General features: G+C 73.0%; 14 protein-coding genes. 12 read left to right on the top strand and 2 right to left on the bottom strand.

Going from position 1 to position 14665, the window contains the following annotated elements; genetic code table 11:
* Positions 1-51 precede the first annotated feature (51 nt).
* The 4 genes from ABZ621_RS06355 (at position 52) to glmM (ending at position 4379) form a co-directional block, all read left to right on the top strand.
* Positions 52-1674, top strand: a complete 1623-nt coding sequence (locus ABZ621_RS06355) for an ATP-binding cassette domain-containing protein (RefSeq protein WP_360601254.1) — start codon at positions 52-54, stop codon at positions 1672-1674.
* A 226-nt stretch (positions 1675-1900) separates the two neighbouring features.
* Positions 1901-2344 carry a 50S ribosomal protein L13 gene (gene rplM, locus ABZ621_RS06360; RefSeq protein ID WP_189948219.1) on the top strand — a complete coding sequence of 148 codons (444 nt, stop codon included), beginning with the start codon at positions 1901-1903 and terminating at the stop codon, positions 2342-2344.
* 44 nt (positions 2345-2388) lie between these two features.
* Entirely contained in the window at positions 2389-2901 is a 513-nt protein-coding gene (rpsI, locus tag ABZ621_RS06365) for a 30S ribosomal protein S9 (protein ID WP_030750225.1), read from the top strand.
* A 119-nt stretch (positions 2902-3020) separates the two neighbouring features.
* Positions 3021-4379, top strand: coding sequence for a phosphoglucosamine mutase (gene glmM, locus ABZ621_RS06370; RefSeq protein ID WP_360601256.1), 1359 nt, complete (start codon positions 3021-3023; stop codon positions 4377-4379).
* 70 nt (positions 4380-4449) lie between these two features.
* Here the strand turns inward: glmM and ABZ621_RS06375 are convergent, their stop codons facing one another.
* Complete coding sequence (locus tag ABZ621_RS06375; RefSeq protein ID WP_360601258.1) at positions 4450-5400, bottom strand: DUF389 domain-containing protein; 951 nt, start codon at positions 5398-5400, stop codon at positions 4450-4452.
* 19 nt (positions 5401-5419) lie between these two features.
* Complete coding sequence (gene coaA / locus ABZ621_RS06380) at positions 5420-6445, bottom strand: type I pantothenate kinase (RefSeq protein WP_360601260.1); 1026 nt, start codon at positions 6443-6445, stop codon at positions 5420-5422.
* Between the two features lie 132 nt (positions 6446-6577).
* On the opposite strand from coaA, the gene glmS reads away from it, so the two are divergent.
* The 8 genes from glmS (at position 6578) to ABZ621_RS06420 (ending at position 14639) form a co-directional block, all read left to right on the top strand.
* The gene (glmS, locus tag ABZ621_RS06385; protein WP_360601263.1) at positions 6578-8425 is read left to right on the top strand and encodes a glutamine--fructose-6-phosphate transaminase (isomerizing); all 1848 of its coding nucleotides are present in this window, start codon (positions 6578-6580) and stop codon (positions 8423-8425) included.
* Between the two features lie 8 nt (positions 8426-8433).
* Entirely contained in the window at positions 8434-8802 is a 369-nt protein-coding gene (locus ABZ621_RS06390) for a holo-ACP synthase (protein WP_360601265.1), read from the top strand.
* Positions 8803-9092: 290 nt separating this feature from the next.
* Positions 9093-10544: an NAD(P)H-hydrate dehydratase gene (locus ABZ621_RS06395; RefSeq protein ID WP_360601267.1), complete on the top strand. Its 1452-nt coding sequence runs from the start codon at positions 9093-9095 to the stop codon at positions 10542-10544.
* 109 nt (positions 10545-10653) lie between these two features.
* The gene (locus ABZ621_RS06400; protein ID WP_360601269.1) at positions 10654-11520 is read left to right on the top strand and encodes a L,D-transpeptidase family protein; all 867 of its coding nucleotides are present in this window, start codon (positions 10654-10656) and stop codon (positions 11518-11520) included.
* Between the two features lie 21 nt (positions 11521-11541).
* On the top strand, positions 11542-12693 hold the full coding sequence (gene alr / locus ABZ621_RS06405; protein ID WP_360601271.1) for an alanine racemase: 1152 nt from the start codon (positions 11542-11544) through the stop codon (positions 12691-12693).
* A gap of 6 nt (positions 12694-12699) precedes the next feature.
* Positions 12700-13821: an alpha/beta hydrolase gene (locus tag ABZ621_RS06410; RefSeq protein WP_360601273.1), complete on the top strand. Its 1122-nt coding sequence runs from the start codon at positions 12700-12702 to the stop codon at positions 13819-13821.
* 10 nt (positions 13822-13831) lie between these two features.
* Entirely contained in the window at positions 13832-14332 is a 501-nt protein-coding gene (gene tsaE / locus ABZ621_RS06415; protein WP_360601275.1) for a tRNA (adenosine(37)-N6)-threonylcarbamoyltransferase complex ATPase subunit type 1 TsaE, read from the top strand.
* A gap of 136 nt (positions 14333-14468) precedes the next feature.
* Positions 14469-14639, top strand: a complete 171-nt coding sequence (locus ABZ621_RS06420) for a hypothetical protein (protein ID WP_360601277.1) — start codon at positions 14469-14471, stop codon at positions 14637-14639.
* The last annotated feature ends 26 nt before the right edge of the window (positions 14640-14665 follow it).

Raw genomic sequence — 14665 nt, forward strand, 5'->3', positions numbered from 1 at the left:
GCATCCTAAACCGCTTGGGAGAAGCGGGCGCGGGCGGTGACAATGCACCTCATGGGACACGTCGAGGCCGCGCATCTGGAGTACTACCTTCCCGACGGGAGGGTCCTGCTCGGGGACGCCTCCTTCCGGGTGGGGGAGGGGGCGGTCGTCGCGCTCGTCGGGGCCAACGGCGCCGGCAAGACCACCCTCCTGCGGATGATCGCGGGAGACCTCCAGCCGCACGGCGGCTCCGTCACCGTCAGCGGCGGGCTCGGCGTGATGCCGCAGTTCATCGGCTCCGTACGGGACGAGTCCACCGTCCGCGACCTGCTCGTCTCCGTGGCGCACCCGCGGATCCGGGAGGCGGCGAAGGCCGTCGACGAGGCCGAGCACCTGATCATGACCGTCGACGACGAGGCCGCGCAGATGAGGTACGCGCAGGCCCTCGCCGACTGGGCCGAGGTGCAGGGGTACGAGGCCGAGACGCTGTGGGACATCTGCACGATGGCCGCGCTCGGCGTGCCGTACGACAAGGCGCAGTTCCGGCAGGTGCGGACGCTCTCCGGCGGTGAGCAGAAGCGGCTGGTCCTGGAGTCGCTGCTGCGCGGCACCGACGAGGTGCTGCTCCTCGACGAGCCGGACAACTATCTGGACGTGCCGGGCAAGCGGTGGCTGGAGGAGCGGCTGCGGGAGACCCGTAAGACCGTGCTCTTCATCTCCCACGACCGGGAGCTGCTCTCCCGGGCCGCGCAGAAGATCATCGCGGTGGAGCCCGGCGCGGCCGGCTCCGACGTGTGGGTGCACGGCGGCGGCTTCGACACCTTCCACGAGGCGCGGCGGGAGCGGTTCGCCCGCTTCGAGGAGCTGAAGCGGCGCTGGGAGGAGAAGCACGCGCAGCTGAAGAAGCTGGTCGTCAACCTGCGGCAGGCGGCCGCGGTCAGCCACGAGATGGCCTCGCGGTACGCCGCCGCCCAGACCCGGCTGCGGAAGTTCGAGGAGGCGGGTCCGCCGCCGGAGCCGCCGCGCGAGCAGGACATCCGGATGCGGCTGCGCGGCGGCCGTACCGGCGTCCGCGCCGTGACCTGCGAGAACCTTGAGCTCACCGGCCTGATGAAGCCCTTCTCGCTGGAGATCTTCTACGGGGAGCGGGTCGCCGTCCTCGGCTCGAACGGCTCCGGCAAGTCGCACTTCCTGCGGCTGCTCGCCGGCGACGCGTCGGTGGCGCACACGGGCCTGTGGAAGCTGGGCGCGCGGGTCGTCCCCGGGCACTTCGCGCAGACCCACGCCCACCCCGAGCTCGCCGGGCGCCCGCTCGTCGACATCCTGTGGACGGAGCACGCCAAGGACCGGGGCGCGGCGATGTCGATGCTGCGGCGGTACGAGCTGGAGCGCCAGGGCGACCAGCCCTTCGACAAGCTCTCCGGCGGCCAGCAGGCCCGCTTCCAGATCCTCCTCCTGGAGTTGGCCGGCACCACCGCGCTGCTCCTGGACGAGCCGACGGACAACCTGGACCTGGAGTCGGCGGGGGCCCTCCAGGACGGCCTGGAGTCGTACGAGGGCACGGTCCTGGCCGTCACCCACGACCGCTGGTTCGCCAAGAGCTTCGACCGCTACCTGGTCTTCGGCTCCGACGGCGTCGTACGGGAGACGACCGAGCCGGTGTGGGACGAGCGCCGGGTCGACAGGGCACGGTGACCTGGGGGCCTGCGGCATTTTGACCCGTCGGGGGTGGCGCGGGTACTGTTGCGGTTTGTTATGCGTATTGGCTTCGTCGTTCTCACGCGAAGAGGCCTTGCGCAGGTTCCCTGGAGCAGTTACCAGTGGCTCGCATACGGGCGTCGACCCGGCAGTGCAGGCCCCAGCTGCATGATCGCTTCAGGTGTGTCTGGACTCCATCCACTGAAGAAGCGAAGGCTACGAAGTGCGTACGTACAGCCCCAAGCCCGGCGATGTCACTCGCCAGTGGCACATCATCGACGCGCAGGACATCGTCCTGGGTCGTCTGGCCACGACGGCTGCGAACCTCCTGCGAGGCAAGCACAAGCCGGTCTACGCCCCGCACATGGACATGGGCGACTTCGTCATCATCATCAACGCTGACAAGGTCCACCTGTCCGGCAACAAGAAGACCCAGAAGATGGCGTACCGCCACTCCGGTTTCCCGGGTGGTCTGCGCTCGGTGCGTTACGACGAGCTGCTCGACAAGAACCCCGAGAAGGCCGTCGAGAAGGCCATCAAGGGCATGATCCCGAAGAACACCCTGGGCCGCCAGATGCTCTCGAAGCTGAAGGTCTACGCGGGCGAGAACCACCCGCACGCTGCCCAGCAGCCGGTTCCGTACGAGATCACCCAGGTCGCGCAGTAGTTCCGGCCACACCCCCTAAGAACGAAAGAAATCTGAGGAGCATCGTGGCCGAGACCACCCCCGAGACCCCCGTCGACGAGTTCGAGGGCGTCGAGGAGTACACCACCGAGACCGAGATCGTCGAGGGTGACTACACCTCCGAGTCCCTCGCGTCCCGCTTCGGCGACCCGCAGCCGGCCGCCGGCCTGGGCCGTCGCAAGAACGCCATCGCCCGCGTCCGGATCGTCCCGGGCACCGGCAAGTGGAAGATCAACGGGCGTACGCTCGAGGACTACTTCCCGAACAAGGTCCACCAGCAGGAAGTCAACGAGCCCTTCAAGGTGCTCGAGCTCGACAACCGCTACGACGTCATCGCCCGCATCGCGGGTGGCGGTGTCTCCGGCCAGGCCGGCGCCCTGCGCCTCGGCGTGGCCCGTGCCCTGAACGAGGCCGACGTCGAGAACAACCGCCCGGCGCTGAAGAAGGCCGGCTTCCTCTCCCGTGACGACCGCGCGGTCGAGCGGAAGAAGGCCGGTCTCAAGAAGGCCCGTAAGGCTCCGCAGTACAGCAAGCGTTAATCGCCTGCCGCACTGCTTGTACGTACGCCCCGGCGCACTGCGCGTGCCGTCGGGGCGTACGTTTTTTCTTAACCTTTTTCACCTTCCAGTCTTTGGGCACGCATTTTCGGAGGACAGCTGTGGGACGACTCTTCGGCACCGACGGCGTACGCGGCGTAGCCAACGCCGACCTGACGGCGGAGCTCGCGCTCGGCCTGTCGGTCGCGGCGGCGCACGTGCTCGCCGAAGCGGGGACCTTCGAGGGCCATCGGCCGACGGCCGTGGTCGGACGGGACCCGCGGGCGTCCGGAGAGTTCCTGGAGGCCGCGGTCGTCGCCGGTCTCGCCAGCGCCGGTGTCGACGTGCTGCGCGTCGGCGTCCTGCCGACCCCGGCCGTCGCCCACCTCACCGGCGTCCTCGGCGCCGACCTCGGCGTGATGCTCTCCGCCAGCCACAACGCCATGCCCGACAACGGCATCAAGTTCTTCGCCCGCGGCGGCCACAAGCTCGCCGACGACCTGGAGGACAAGATCGAGGCCGTCTACGAGGAGCACCGCACCGGCGCCCCCTGGGACCGCCCGACCGGTGCCGGCGTCGGCCGCGTCCGCGACTACACCGAGGGCTTCGAGACCTACGTCGCCCACCTCCTCGCCGTGCTGCCCCACCGCCTCGACGGCCTGAAGATCGTCCTCGACGAGGCCCACGGCGCCGCCGCCCGCGTCTCGCCCGAGGCCTTCACCCGCGCCGGCGCCCAGGTCGTCACCATCGGCGCCGCCCCCGACGGCCTCAACATCAACGACGGCTGCGGCTCCACCCACCTGGAGCTGCTCAAGGCCGCCGTCGTCGAGCACGGCGCCGACCTCGGCATCGCCCACGACGGCGACGCCGACCGCTGCCTCGCCGTCGACCACACCGGCGCGGAGGTGGACGGCGACCAGATCCTCGCCGTGCTCTCCCTCGCCATGCGCGAGGCCGGCACCCTGCGCGGCGACACCGTCGTCGCCACCGTCATGTCCAACCTGGGCTTCAAGCTCGCCATGGAGCGCGAGGGCCTCACCCTCCTCCAGACCGCGGTCGGCGACCGCTACGTCCTGGAGTCCATGAAGGAGCACGGCTACGCCCTCGGCGGCGAGCAGTCCGGGCACGTCATCGTGCTCGACCACGCCACCACCGGCGACGGCACCCTCACCGGCCTCATGCTGGCCGCCCGGGTCGCCGCCACCGGCAAGTCCCTCGCCGAGCTGGCCTCCGTCATGGAGCGGCTGCCGCAGATCCTGATCAACGTCAAGGACGTCGACAAGTCCCGCGTCGCCACCTCCGGTGAACTCGCCGCCGCCGTCACCGACGCCGAGCGCGAGCTGGGCACCACCGGCCGGGTGCTGCTCCGCTCCTCCGGCACCGAGCCGCTGGTCCGCGTCATGGTGGAGGCCGCCGACATCGAGCAGGCCCGCTCGGTCGCGCAGCGCCTCGCCGACGTCGTGAAGTCCGCGCTGGGCTAGACCCCGCGGACGGTACGAGGAAGGGCCCCGCGCACTCCGGTGCGGCGGGGCCCTTCTCCGTATCCGGGGCTCAGCTCCTCCGCAGCTTCCGTTTGAGCTTGCCGCGCTGGGTGTTCCACAGCCACTTCTGCAGGAACAGCGTCAGGGTCCCCGCCAACATGATCCCCAGCAGGTTGAGGAGCAGCTGCTCGATCGAGCCCCAGGTCTGGCCGACCTCGCCGTAGCTGAGCGCCACCGCCGCGTTGGCCGCCGCCGGGACGGTCGTCACCGAGATCGCCACGCCCACCAGGGCGCCCGCCTTCGACGAGGTCAGCGAGAGGGTGCCGGCCGCGCCCGCGAGCAGGGCGACCACGAAGGAGAACGGGTCCGGCTGCCAGATGAACGAGGTCTGCGGCCGCTCGGCGTCCAGTCGTTCCTTGCTGAACTGGCCCAGCGCGTCCATCAGCAGGCTGAACAGCGTCGTGCCCGCGATCGCCACCAGGAAGCCGATGAGCAGCGCCATCAGCGAGCGGACCGCGAGCCGCGGGGCGCGCTTCACGATCGCCGTGCACACCCCGGCGAGCGGGCCGAACTCCGGGCCCACCGCCATCGCGCCCACGATCAGGATCGCGTTGTCGAGGACCACGCCGCAGGCCGCGATCATCGTCGCGAGCAGCATGAAGGCGAGGTACGTGAAGGAGAGCGTCGACTCCTCGTGGGTGGCGTTCGCCAGCTGCTCCCAGAGCACCGCGTCGGCGCCCTCGCCGGGGGCGTCCTCCTCGGCCGCGTCGGCCCGTTCCGACATCGACAGGTCGATGTTCTCGACGGCGATCGACCCGTCCTGATCGAGCTTCAGCTCCCGCAGCCCGTGGAGGAGTTCGTCGCCCGCCTCCCGGGCCACGTCGCACATGACGACGTCCCCGGCCGGGTCCCTGGCGGCTCCCGGCAGCACCACCAGGTGGGTGGTGCCGACGGTCGAGCCGATCAGCCCGGCCACGGCCTCGGTGCGGTCCGGGGGAACGATCATCCGCAGATGCAGCATGGTCAGAGCTTACGGAGGCTCAGAGCTTCCGCAGGCTCAGCCGCTGCACCTTGTGGTCCGGGCCCTTGCGCAGCACGAGCGTCGCCCGGCCGCGCGTCGGCGCCACGTTCTCCAGGAGGTTCACCTTGTTGACGGTCCGCCACATCGTGCGGGCGTAGTCCAGGGCCTCCTCCTCGGAGACCTGCGTCCAGCGGCGGAAGTACGAGGACGGGTCCTGGAACGCGGTCTCGCGCAGCTTCCGGAAGCGGTTGAGGTACCAGCCCTCGATGTCCTCCGCGCGGGCGTCCACGTACACGGAGAAGTCGAAGTAGTCGGCGAGGCCGACCCGGGTCCGCCCGTCCTTGCCGGGCAGCGCCGGCTGGAGGACGTTCAGGCCCTCGACGATGAGGATGTCGGGCCGGCTCACCACGAGCCGCTCGCCCGGCACCCGGTCGTAGATGAGGTGCGAGTAGACGGGCGCGGTGACCTCGTCCTTGCCCGCCTTCACGTCGGCGACGAAGCGGGTCAGCGCCCGCCGGTCGTACGACTCGGGGAAGCCCTTCCGGGACATCAGCCCGCGCGCCTTCAGCTCCTCCATCGGGAAGAGGAACCCGTCGGTGGTGATCCGCTGCACCCGGGGATGCTCGGGCCACCGCGCGAGCAGCGCTTCGAGGAGGCGCGCCACGGTCGACTTGCCGACCGCGACCGACCCGGCGACCCCTATGACGAACGGCGTGCCGCGCTGCTCGGCCTTCTCCCCGAGGAAGGTGTTCAGCGCCCCGCGGAGCCCGCTGGTGGCCTGTACGTAGAGGTTGAGCAGCCGCGACAGCGGCAGGTACACGTCCCGCACCTCGTCGAGGTCGATGACGTCGCCGAGGCCCTGGAGCCGCTCGACCTCGTCGGCGGTGAGCGGCAGCGGCGTCTTGTCGCGCAGCGCGCTCCACTCGGCCCGTGTGAGGTCGACGTACGGCGTCGGCTCGGGCGCCCGACGGCTCCCCCCGGTCCCGGTGCCGGTCCCGGCTCCGTTGCCGTTGCCGTTGGCGCTTCGTGGCGGCGAAGTGATCACCCGCCCATTGTCCCGGGTCCACGCGGGGCGTGGGGGGTGGGGTGGGTCACGTGGCGCGCCGCCCCGGTCGGCGGCCCGCGACTCCGTGCGGGGGTCCGGGCCGGGGGCGGGGTTCGGCCGTAGGCTGCCGTCATGTGCGGAATCGTGGGATACGTCGGTGGGCAGTCGGCGCTCGATGTGGTCGTCGCGGGGCTGAAGAGGCTGGAGTACCGGGGGTACGACTCGGCCGGGGTCGCCGTCCTGGCGGACGGGGGGCTCGCCGCGGCCAAGAAGGCCGGGAAGCTCGTCAATCTGGAGAAGGAGCTGGTCGACCGGCCGCTGGCCGGGGGGTCGGTGGGGATCGGGCACACGCGGTGGGCGACCCACGGCGGGCCGACGGACGCCAACGCGCACCCGCACCTCGACAACGCGGGGCGGGTCGCCGTCGTGCACAACGGGATCATCGAGAACTTCGCGGCGCTGCGCGAGGAGTTGGCGGAGCGGGGGCACGAGCTGCTCTCCGAGACCGACACCGAGGTCGTCGCCCATCTGCTGGCCGAGGAGTTCTCGTCCGTCGGTGACCTGGCCGAGGCGATGCGGCTGGTCTGCCGGCGGCTCGACGGGGCCTTCACGCTGGTCGCCGTCCACGCCGACCAGCCCGACGTGGTCGTCGGCGCGCGGCGGAACTCGCCGCTGGTCGTCGGGGTGGGGGAGGGGGAGCACTTCCTCGCCTCCGACGTCTCCGCCTTCATCGCGCACACCCGGTCCGCCATCGAGCTCGGGCAGGACCAGGTCGTCGAGCTGAGCCGGGACGGGGTCACCGTCACCGACTTCGAGGGCGCGCCGGCCGAGGTCCGGGCCTTCCACGTCGACTGGGACGCCTCCGCCGCCGAGAAGGGCGGCTACGACCACTTCATGCTCAAGGAGATCGCCGAGCAGCCGAAGGCGGTCGCCGACACCCTCCTCGGGCGGATCGACGCGAACGGGCGGCTGACCCTCGACGAGGTGCGGATCCCCGACGCGGTGCTCCGCGAGGCCGACAAGGTCGTCATCGTCGCCTGCGGCACCGCCTTCCACGCCGGGCTGATCGCCAAGTACGCCATCGAGCACTGGACCCGCATCCCCTGCGAGGTCGAGCTGGCCAGCGAGTTCCGCTACCGGGACCCGATCCTCGGGCAGCGGACGCTCGTCATCGCCGTCTCGCAGTCCGGGGAGACCATGGACACCCTGATGGCGCTGCGGCACGCCCGGGAGCAGGGCGCCAAGGTCCTCGCGGTCTGCAACACCAACGGCTCGACCATCCCCCGCGAGTCCGACGCCGTGCTCTACACGCACGCCGGGCCCGAGGTCGCCGTGGCGTCGACGAAGGCCTTCCTCACGCAGCTCGTCGCCTGTTATCTGCTCGCCCTCTACCTGGGGCAGGTGCGCGGCACCAAGTGGGGCGACGAGATCCGGGACGTGGTCCGCGAGCTGGCGCGGATCGGCGAGGAGGTCGAGCGGGTCCTGGAGACCATGGAGCCCGTACGGGCCCTCGCCCGCTCCCTCGCCCACAAGGACACGATCCTCTTCCTCGGCCGGCACGTCGGCTACCCGGTGGCCCTCGAAGGCGCGCTGAAGCTGAAGGAGCTGGCGTACATGCACGCCGAGGGCTTCGCGGCGGGCGAGCTGAAGCACGGGCCGATCGCCCTGATCGAGGAGGACCTGCCGGTCGTCGTCGTGGTGCCCTCGCCCAAGGGGCGCTCGGTCCTCCACGACAAGATCGTCTCCAATATCCAGGAGATCCGGGCCCGTGGCGCCCGGACGATCGTGATCGCGGAAGAGGGCGACGAGGCCGTCGTCCCCTTCGCCGACCACCTCGTCCGCGTCCCCGCCACGCCCACGCTGCTCCAGCCGCTCGTCTCCACGGTGCCGCTCCAGGTCTTCGCCTGCGAGCTGGCCACCGCCCGGGGCAACGAGGTGGACCAGCCGCGCAACCTGGCCAAGTCCGTGACGGTGGAGTGAGGAGAGAAATGATCATCGGGGTGGGGATCGACGTGGCGGAGATCGACCGCTTCGCCGCGTCGCTCGAACGGACGCCGGCGCTGGTGGAGCGGCTCTTCGTGCGCGAGGAGCTGGTGCTGCCCAGCGGGGAGCGCCGGGGCCCGGCCTCCCTGGCGGTGCGCTTCGCCGCGAAGGAGGCCCTGGCCAAGGCGCTCGGCGCGCCCGGGAACCTGCACTGGACGGACGCCGAGGTGTACGCCGAGTCCACCGGCCAGCCCCGGCTGCGGGTGCGCGGCACGGTGGCGGCCCGGGCGGCCGAGCTGGGCGTGAAGCACTGGCACATCTCGCTGAGCCATGACGCCGGGGTCGCCTCGGCGGTGGTGATCGCCGAGGGCTGAGCGGTACGCGTACGGGTACGGGTACGGGCCCGGCCGCGAGGAGGCGGTGCCGGGCCCGTACCGTGCCGCACGCGGCTGCCAGGGCCGGCGTCGGATGCGAGTGCCGCGTGCGGGGTCGGTGTCCGCCCCGCCCGTGCGTCGTCAGCGGGCGGTCTTGCGGACGGCGCTTGACGGCTCCCCCGGGCGCTCCGCCCAAGTCCTCCGCTCCTTCCTCCGCTCGGTCTTCCGCCAAGTCCTCGGCTCGGCCGTTCCTCCGGCGGTCGTCCCGCACCTGGGGCAGACTGCTCCCCATGCGTACCGCTCACCACGTGGAGACCGTCCGGGCCGCCGAGGCCGAGCTGATGGCGGGGCTGCCCGAGGGCGCCCTGATGCAGCGGGCCGCCGCCGGACTCGCCGCCGCCTGCTGCTCGCTGCTCGGCAAGGGCCGGGTGTACGGGTCCCGGGTCGTCCTCCTGGTCGGCAGCGGGGACAACGGCGGCGACGCCCTCTACGCCGGCGCCCGGCTCGCCCGGCGCGGCGCCGGGGTCACCGCCGTGCTCCTCGGCGCCCGCGCCCACGGCGCCGGACTCGCCGCGCTGCGGGCGGCCGGCGGACGCGTCACCGAGGACCCGTACGAGGCGCTGGCCGCCGCCGACCTCGTCCTCGACGGCATCACCGGCATCGGCGGGCTCGGCGGACTGCGCCCCGAGGCCGTGCCCGTCGCCCGCGCCGCGCGCGGCTCCGACGCGGTCGTCGTCGCCGTCGACCTGCCCAGCGGCGTCGACGCCGACACCGGCGAGGTCGCCGGCGAGGCCCTGCCCGCCGACGTGACCGTCACCTTCGGCACGTACAAGACGGGGCTGCTCGTCGACCCGGCGCGGGAGTACGCGGGCGCGCTGCGGCTCGTGGACATCGGGCTCGCCGCCACCCTCCCCTCCGTGCCCGCCGCCGAGGCGCTCCAGCACCAGGACGTGGCCCGGCTGCTGCCCGCGCCCGGCGCGGAGAGCGACAAGTACCGGCGGGGCGTCCTCGGCGTCGTCGCCGGCTCCTCCCGCTACCCCGGCGCGGCCGTCCTCACCGTCGCGGGCGCCCTGCGCGGCGGCGCCGGGGCCGTGCGGTACGTGGGCCACGTCCGCGAGGCGGTGATCGCCGCCCACCCGGAGACCCTGGTGCACGCGGGGCCGCCGGACAAGGCCGGCCGCGTCCAGGCCTGGGTCGTCGGGCCCGGCCTCGGCGACGGGCCCGGCGCGGAGGTCGCCGTCGCCGAGGTCCTCGCCTCGGAGGTGCCGGTCCTCGTCGACGCCGACGGACTGCGCGGCCTCGACCCCGACGCCGTACGGGAGCGGTCCGCGCCCACCCTGCTCACCCCGCACGCGGGCGAGGCGGCGGCGCTGCTCGGCACCGACCGGGCGGACGTGGAGGCGCGGCGGCTCGCCGCCGTCCGCGAGCTCGCCGGCCGGTACGGCGCGACCGTCCTCCTCAAGGGCTCCACCACCCTGGTCGCCGGGCCCGGCGGCACCGGCCCCGTGCGGATCAATCCGACCGGCACCCCGTGGCTCGCCACCGCCGGCTCCGGCGACGTCCTCGCCGGCCTGGCCGGCTCCCTCCTCGCCGCCGGACTCCACGCCGTGGACGCCGCCTCCTGCGCCGCCTACCTGCACGGACTCGCCGCCCGGCGGGCCACCGGCCGGGGCGGGCCGATCACCGCGACCGAGGTCGCCGACGCCCTGTCCGGCGCCTGGCAGGACGTGCGGGAACCGTAGGACGCGCCGCCGGTCGGCCGGGGGGACGCGCCGCCGGTCGGCCCAACCGCGTTGCGCCGGGCGGGGGGCAGCGCGTGCCGGGCCGGACCCGGGCGGGTCGGATGGACGGGTGATCAGATGGAGACACCGCATCCTGCCGCCCCTGCTCGCCGCCGCGCTCCTGGGCGGTGGCGCCCCCGCGTCCGCCGCCCCCGCGCACGGGGTGGAGCCCGATCCCGCCGCCGAGGTCCTCGTCCCCGGCATCGTCGGCGCCGGACGCCCCGAGTACCCCATGGACACCCCCGACCAGGTCCTCCCGCCGACCGCCCCCGACGGCGAGATCCCCGTCCCCGTGCCGGAGGAGGAGGTCGACGAACTCGTCGAGTACCTCCCGCGCAACGCCGTCAAGGCCGCCTGCACCTCCCAGACCGGGATGTACCAGCGGCAGGTCGAACGGCTGCTGGGACTCAAGGCCGACGGGAAGCAGTCCGCCGCCGACTGCAAGGCCATCCGCGCCTTCCAGACCAAGCAGAAGATCAAGCCCGCCAACGGCTACGCCGGGCCCGTCACCTGGGCCCGCGCCGAACTCCTCGCCGCGCGGAAGAACCCCAACGCCGCCAGGAAGTGCCCCGTCCGCTCCTACCCGGTCGCCTGCGTCGACCTGAACCGCGAGCTGATGTGGGTGCAGAAGGGCAAGAAGATCACCTACGCCGTGGTCAACATCCGCAGCGGCCGGGCCGGCTACCGCACCCGCACCGGCTGGCACTCCGTCTACTGGCGCCACAAGGACCACTGGTCGTCCATCTACGACACGCCGATGCCGTTCTCCCAGTTCTTCGACGGCGGCCAGGCCTTCCACGGTGTCTACGGGGCCATCGCCACCCCCACCGGAAGCCGCGGTTGTGTGAACCTGACCTACAAGAACGCGGAGAAGCTGTGGTCGGTCCTCCGCAAGGGTGACCGGGTCTACATCTGGGGCAAGCGGCCGGGGCTGTGACCACCTGAGAGACTGGGCGCGATGAGTGAGACAGCACCGCCGCCCCGCCGAGCCCGCGCCGAGATCGACCTCGGGGCGCTGCGCGCCAACGTCCGCGCGCTGCGCGCCCGCGTCGCCCCCCACGTCCGCATCATGGCCGTGGTCAAGGCCGACGCGTACGGTCACGGCGCCGTGCGCTGCGCCCGCGCCGCCCTCGACGCGGGCGCGGAGTGGCTCGGTACGGCCACCCCGCAGGAGGCGCTCGCGCTACGCGCCGCCGGGATCACCGGCGTCCCGGTCATGTGCTGGCTGTGGACGCCCGGCGACCCGTGGGACGCCGGCATCGAGGCCGGGCTCGACATGGCGGTGAGCGGCCGGTGGGCCCTCGACGAGGTCACCGCCGCCGCCCGCCGCACCGGCGGCACGGCCCGCATCCAGCTCAAGGCCGACACCGGCCTCGGCCGCAACGGCTGCCAGCCCGCCGACTGGCCGGAGCTCGTCGCCGAGGCCCTGAAGGCCGAGAAGGAGGGGCTGGTCAAGGTCACCGGCCTCTGGTCCCACTTCGCCTGCGCGGACGAGCCGGGGCATCCTTCGATCGCCGCCCAACTCGACGTCTTCCGCTCGATGCTCGACTACGCGGAGAAGGCCGGGATCGAGCCCGAGGTCCGGCACATCGCCAACTCGCCGGCCACCCTCACCCTCCCCGAGGCCCACTTCGACCTGGTCCGCCCGGGCATCGCGATGTACGGCGTCTCGCCCGCGCCCGAGCTGGGCACCTCCGCCGAGCTCGGCCTGCGCCCGGTGATGTCGCTGAAGGCGAGCGTCGCCCTGGTGAAGGAGGTGCCGTCCGGCCACGGCGTCTCCTACGGCCACCACTACGTCACCGGCGGCGAGACCACCCTCGGCCTGGTCCCGGTGGGGTACGCCGACGGCGTCCCCCGGCACGCCTCGGGCCGCGGCCCGGTCCTCGTCGGCGGCAAGGTCCGCACGGTCGCCGGGCGGGTCGCCATGGACCAGTTCGTGGTCGACCTCGGCGGCGACCGGCCCGCGCCCGGCACCGAGGCCGTCCTCTTCGGCTCCGGCGAGCACGGCGAGCCGACGGCCCAGGACTGGGCGGAGGCCGCCGACACCATCGCGTACGAGATCGTCACCCGGATCGGCGCGCGCGTCCCGCGCGTGTACGTCGGGGAGTAGGCGGCCGTGGGGGAGCAGGGCGGGGGCTGGCGGCGCGCCGGGATCGCGGGCGCGGCGATAGGCGTGCTCGCGGCGGGCGCGGCGGCGGGCGTCGCCGTCGAGCGGCTGACCGTGAGCCGCTCGGTACGCCGCAAGGCCCGGCTCGCCCTGGACGCCACCGGCCCGTACGGCACCCTGCGCGGCACCCCGGGCCGGGCGCTCGCCGACGACGGCACGATCCTCGCGTACGAGACCGACGAAGCCGACGCCGCGGGCGAAGCCGAAGCCGGCCGGGCCGGCGAGGGCGCCGGCGGGCCCCTCACCGTCGTCTTCTCGCACGGCTTCTGCCTGAACCAGGACTCCTGGCACTACCAGCGGGCCGCCCTGCGCGGCCGGGTCAGGACCGTCTTCTGGGACCAGCGGGGCCACGGCCGCTCGGAGCGCGGGGAAGGGCAGCCGGTCGGCATCGAGCTGCTCGGCCGCGACCTCAAGGCCGTGATCGACGCCGCCGCGCCCGAGGGGCCGCTGGTGCTCGTCGGGCACTCGATGGGCGGGATGACGGTGATGGCGCTCGCCGAGCAGTACCCGGAGCTGGTCCGCGACCGGGTCGTCGGCGTCGCCTTCGTCGGCACCTCCCCGGGCCGCCTGGAGGAGGTCTCGTACGGGCTTCCGCTCGCCGGCGTCAACGCGGTCCGCCGGGTCCTGCCGGGGGTGCTGCGTGCCCTCGGCTCCCAGGCCGAACTGGTCGAGAAGGGCCGCCGGGCCACCGCCGACCTCTTCGCCGGGCTCGTGCGGAAGTACTCCTTCGCCTCGAAGGACGTGGACCCGGCCGTCGTCCGCTTCGCCGAGCGGATGATCGAGTCCGTGCCGGTCGACGTGGTGGCGGAGTTCTACCCGGCCTTCGGCGCGCACGACAAGCTCGCCGCTCTCGCCGCCTTCCGCGGCCTGCCCGCCCTCGCCCTCGTCGGCGACCAGGACCTCGTCACCCCGGCCGCGCACACCGAGGCCATCGTCGAGGCCCTGCCCGGCGCCGCGGCGGTCGTCGTCCCCGACGCCGGGCACCTGGTGATGCTGGAGCGGCCCGGGGCCGTCGGCGAGGCGCTCGCCGCCCTGCTGGCCAGGGCCGGGGAGGGCCCGGACAACGGATAGGTTGGCGGGTATGGAAGCAGCGCACCCGCCCGTCTCCGGCGCCACCGTCTCCGTCGACTCCCCCGAGCGCATGCAGGAGCTCGGCCGCCGGCTCGCGAAAATCCTCCGCCCCGGCGACCTCGTCATGCTCACCGGCGAGCTGGGCGCCGGGAAGACGACCATGACCCGCGGCCTCGGCGAGGGCCTGGGCGTGCGCGGCGCGGTCACCTCGCCGACCTTCGTGATCGCCCGCGTCCACCCCTCGCTCACCGGCGGCCCGGCCCTCGTCCACGTGGACGCGTACCGGCTCGGCGGCGGGCTCGACGAGATGGAGGACCTGGACCTCGACGTCTCGCTGCCCGAGTCCGTGGTGGTCGTGGAGTGGGGCGACGGCAAGGTCGAGGAGCTGACCGACGACCGGCTGCACGTCCTCATCCACCGCGTCGCCGGCGACACCGACGACGACCGGCGCACGGTCGTGCTGCGCGGGATCGGCGGGCGCTGGGCCGACGAGGACCTTGCGTCGCTCTGAACGGCGGCCGTGGACGGCGGCCGTGGACGTACGTAGGTTCCGACAGCATGTCGGGAAAATGTTGCGCCGCCGCTCCGCGCCGTGGTGACATGGATGCACGAGCTGGTTAGGTGCACCTAACCTACGGGAGGCATGCATGGCGACGCAGATGCCGGAGCGCGACGACCGCACCGCCGAGGAGCGCGTCTCGATGAGCGAGCTGCTGGCCTCCTGCGCCGCGGCCAGCGCCGTCTCGACCCCGCCGGGGCGCGTACTCGCGCCCGCGGAGGAGGAGGCGGAAGCCGACCTCAGGGACGAGGCCGCGTAACCCTTACGGGGGTACCTCGGAAGACG

The organism is Streptomyces sp. NPDC007863, from assembly GCF_040633895.1.
In the GTDB taxonomy this organism is placed as follows: Bacteria; Actinomycetota; Actinomycetes; order Streptomycetales; family Streptomycetaceae; genus Streptomyces.

What these genes read in the sequence shown, in the direction of transcription:
- alr (WP_360601271.1), top strand. Translation starts at nt 11,542, where the DNA reads ATGAGTGAGACAGCACCGCCGCCCCGCCGAGCCCGCGCCGAGATCGAC.
- ABZ621_RS06375 (WP_360601258.1), bottom strand. Translation starts at nt 5,400, where the DNA reads ATGCTGCATCTGCGGATGATCGTTCCCCCGGACCGCACCGAGGCCGTG.
- glmS (WP_360601263.1), top strand. Translation starts at nt 6,578, where the DNA reads ATGTGCGGAATCGTGGGATACGTCGGTGGGCAGTCGGCGCTCGATGTG.
- ABZ621_RS06395 (WP_360601267.1), top strand. Translation starts at nt 9,093, where the DNA reads ATGCGTACCGCTCACCACGTGGAGACCGTCCGGGCCGCCGAGGCCGAG.
- ABZ621_RS06355 (WP_360601254.1), top strand. Translation starts at nt 52, where the DNA reads ATGGGACACGTCGAGGCCGCGCATCTGGAGTACTACCTTCCCGACGGG.
- ABZ621_RS06420 (WP_360601277.1), top strand. Translation starts at nt 14,469, where the DNA reads ATGGCGACGCAGATGCCGGAGCGCGACGACCGCACCGCCGAGGAGCGC.
- tsaE (WP_360601275.1), top strand. Translation starts at nt 13,832, where the DNA reads ATGGAAGCAGCGCACCCGCCCGTCTCCGGCGCCACCGTCTCCGTCGAC.
- ABZ621_RS06390 (WP_360601265.1), top strand. Translation starts at nt 8,434, where the DNA reads ATGATCATCGGGGTGGGGATCGACGTGGCGGAGATCGACCGCTTCGCC.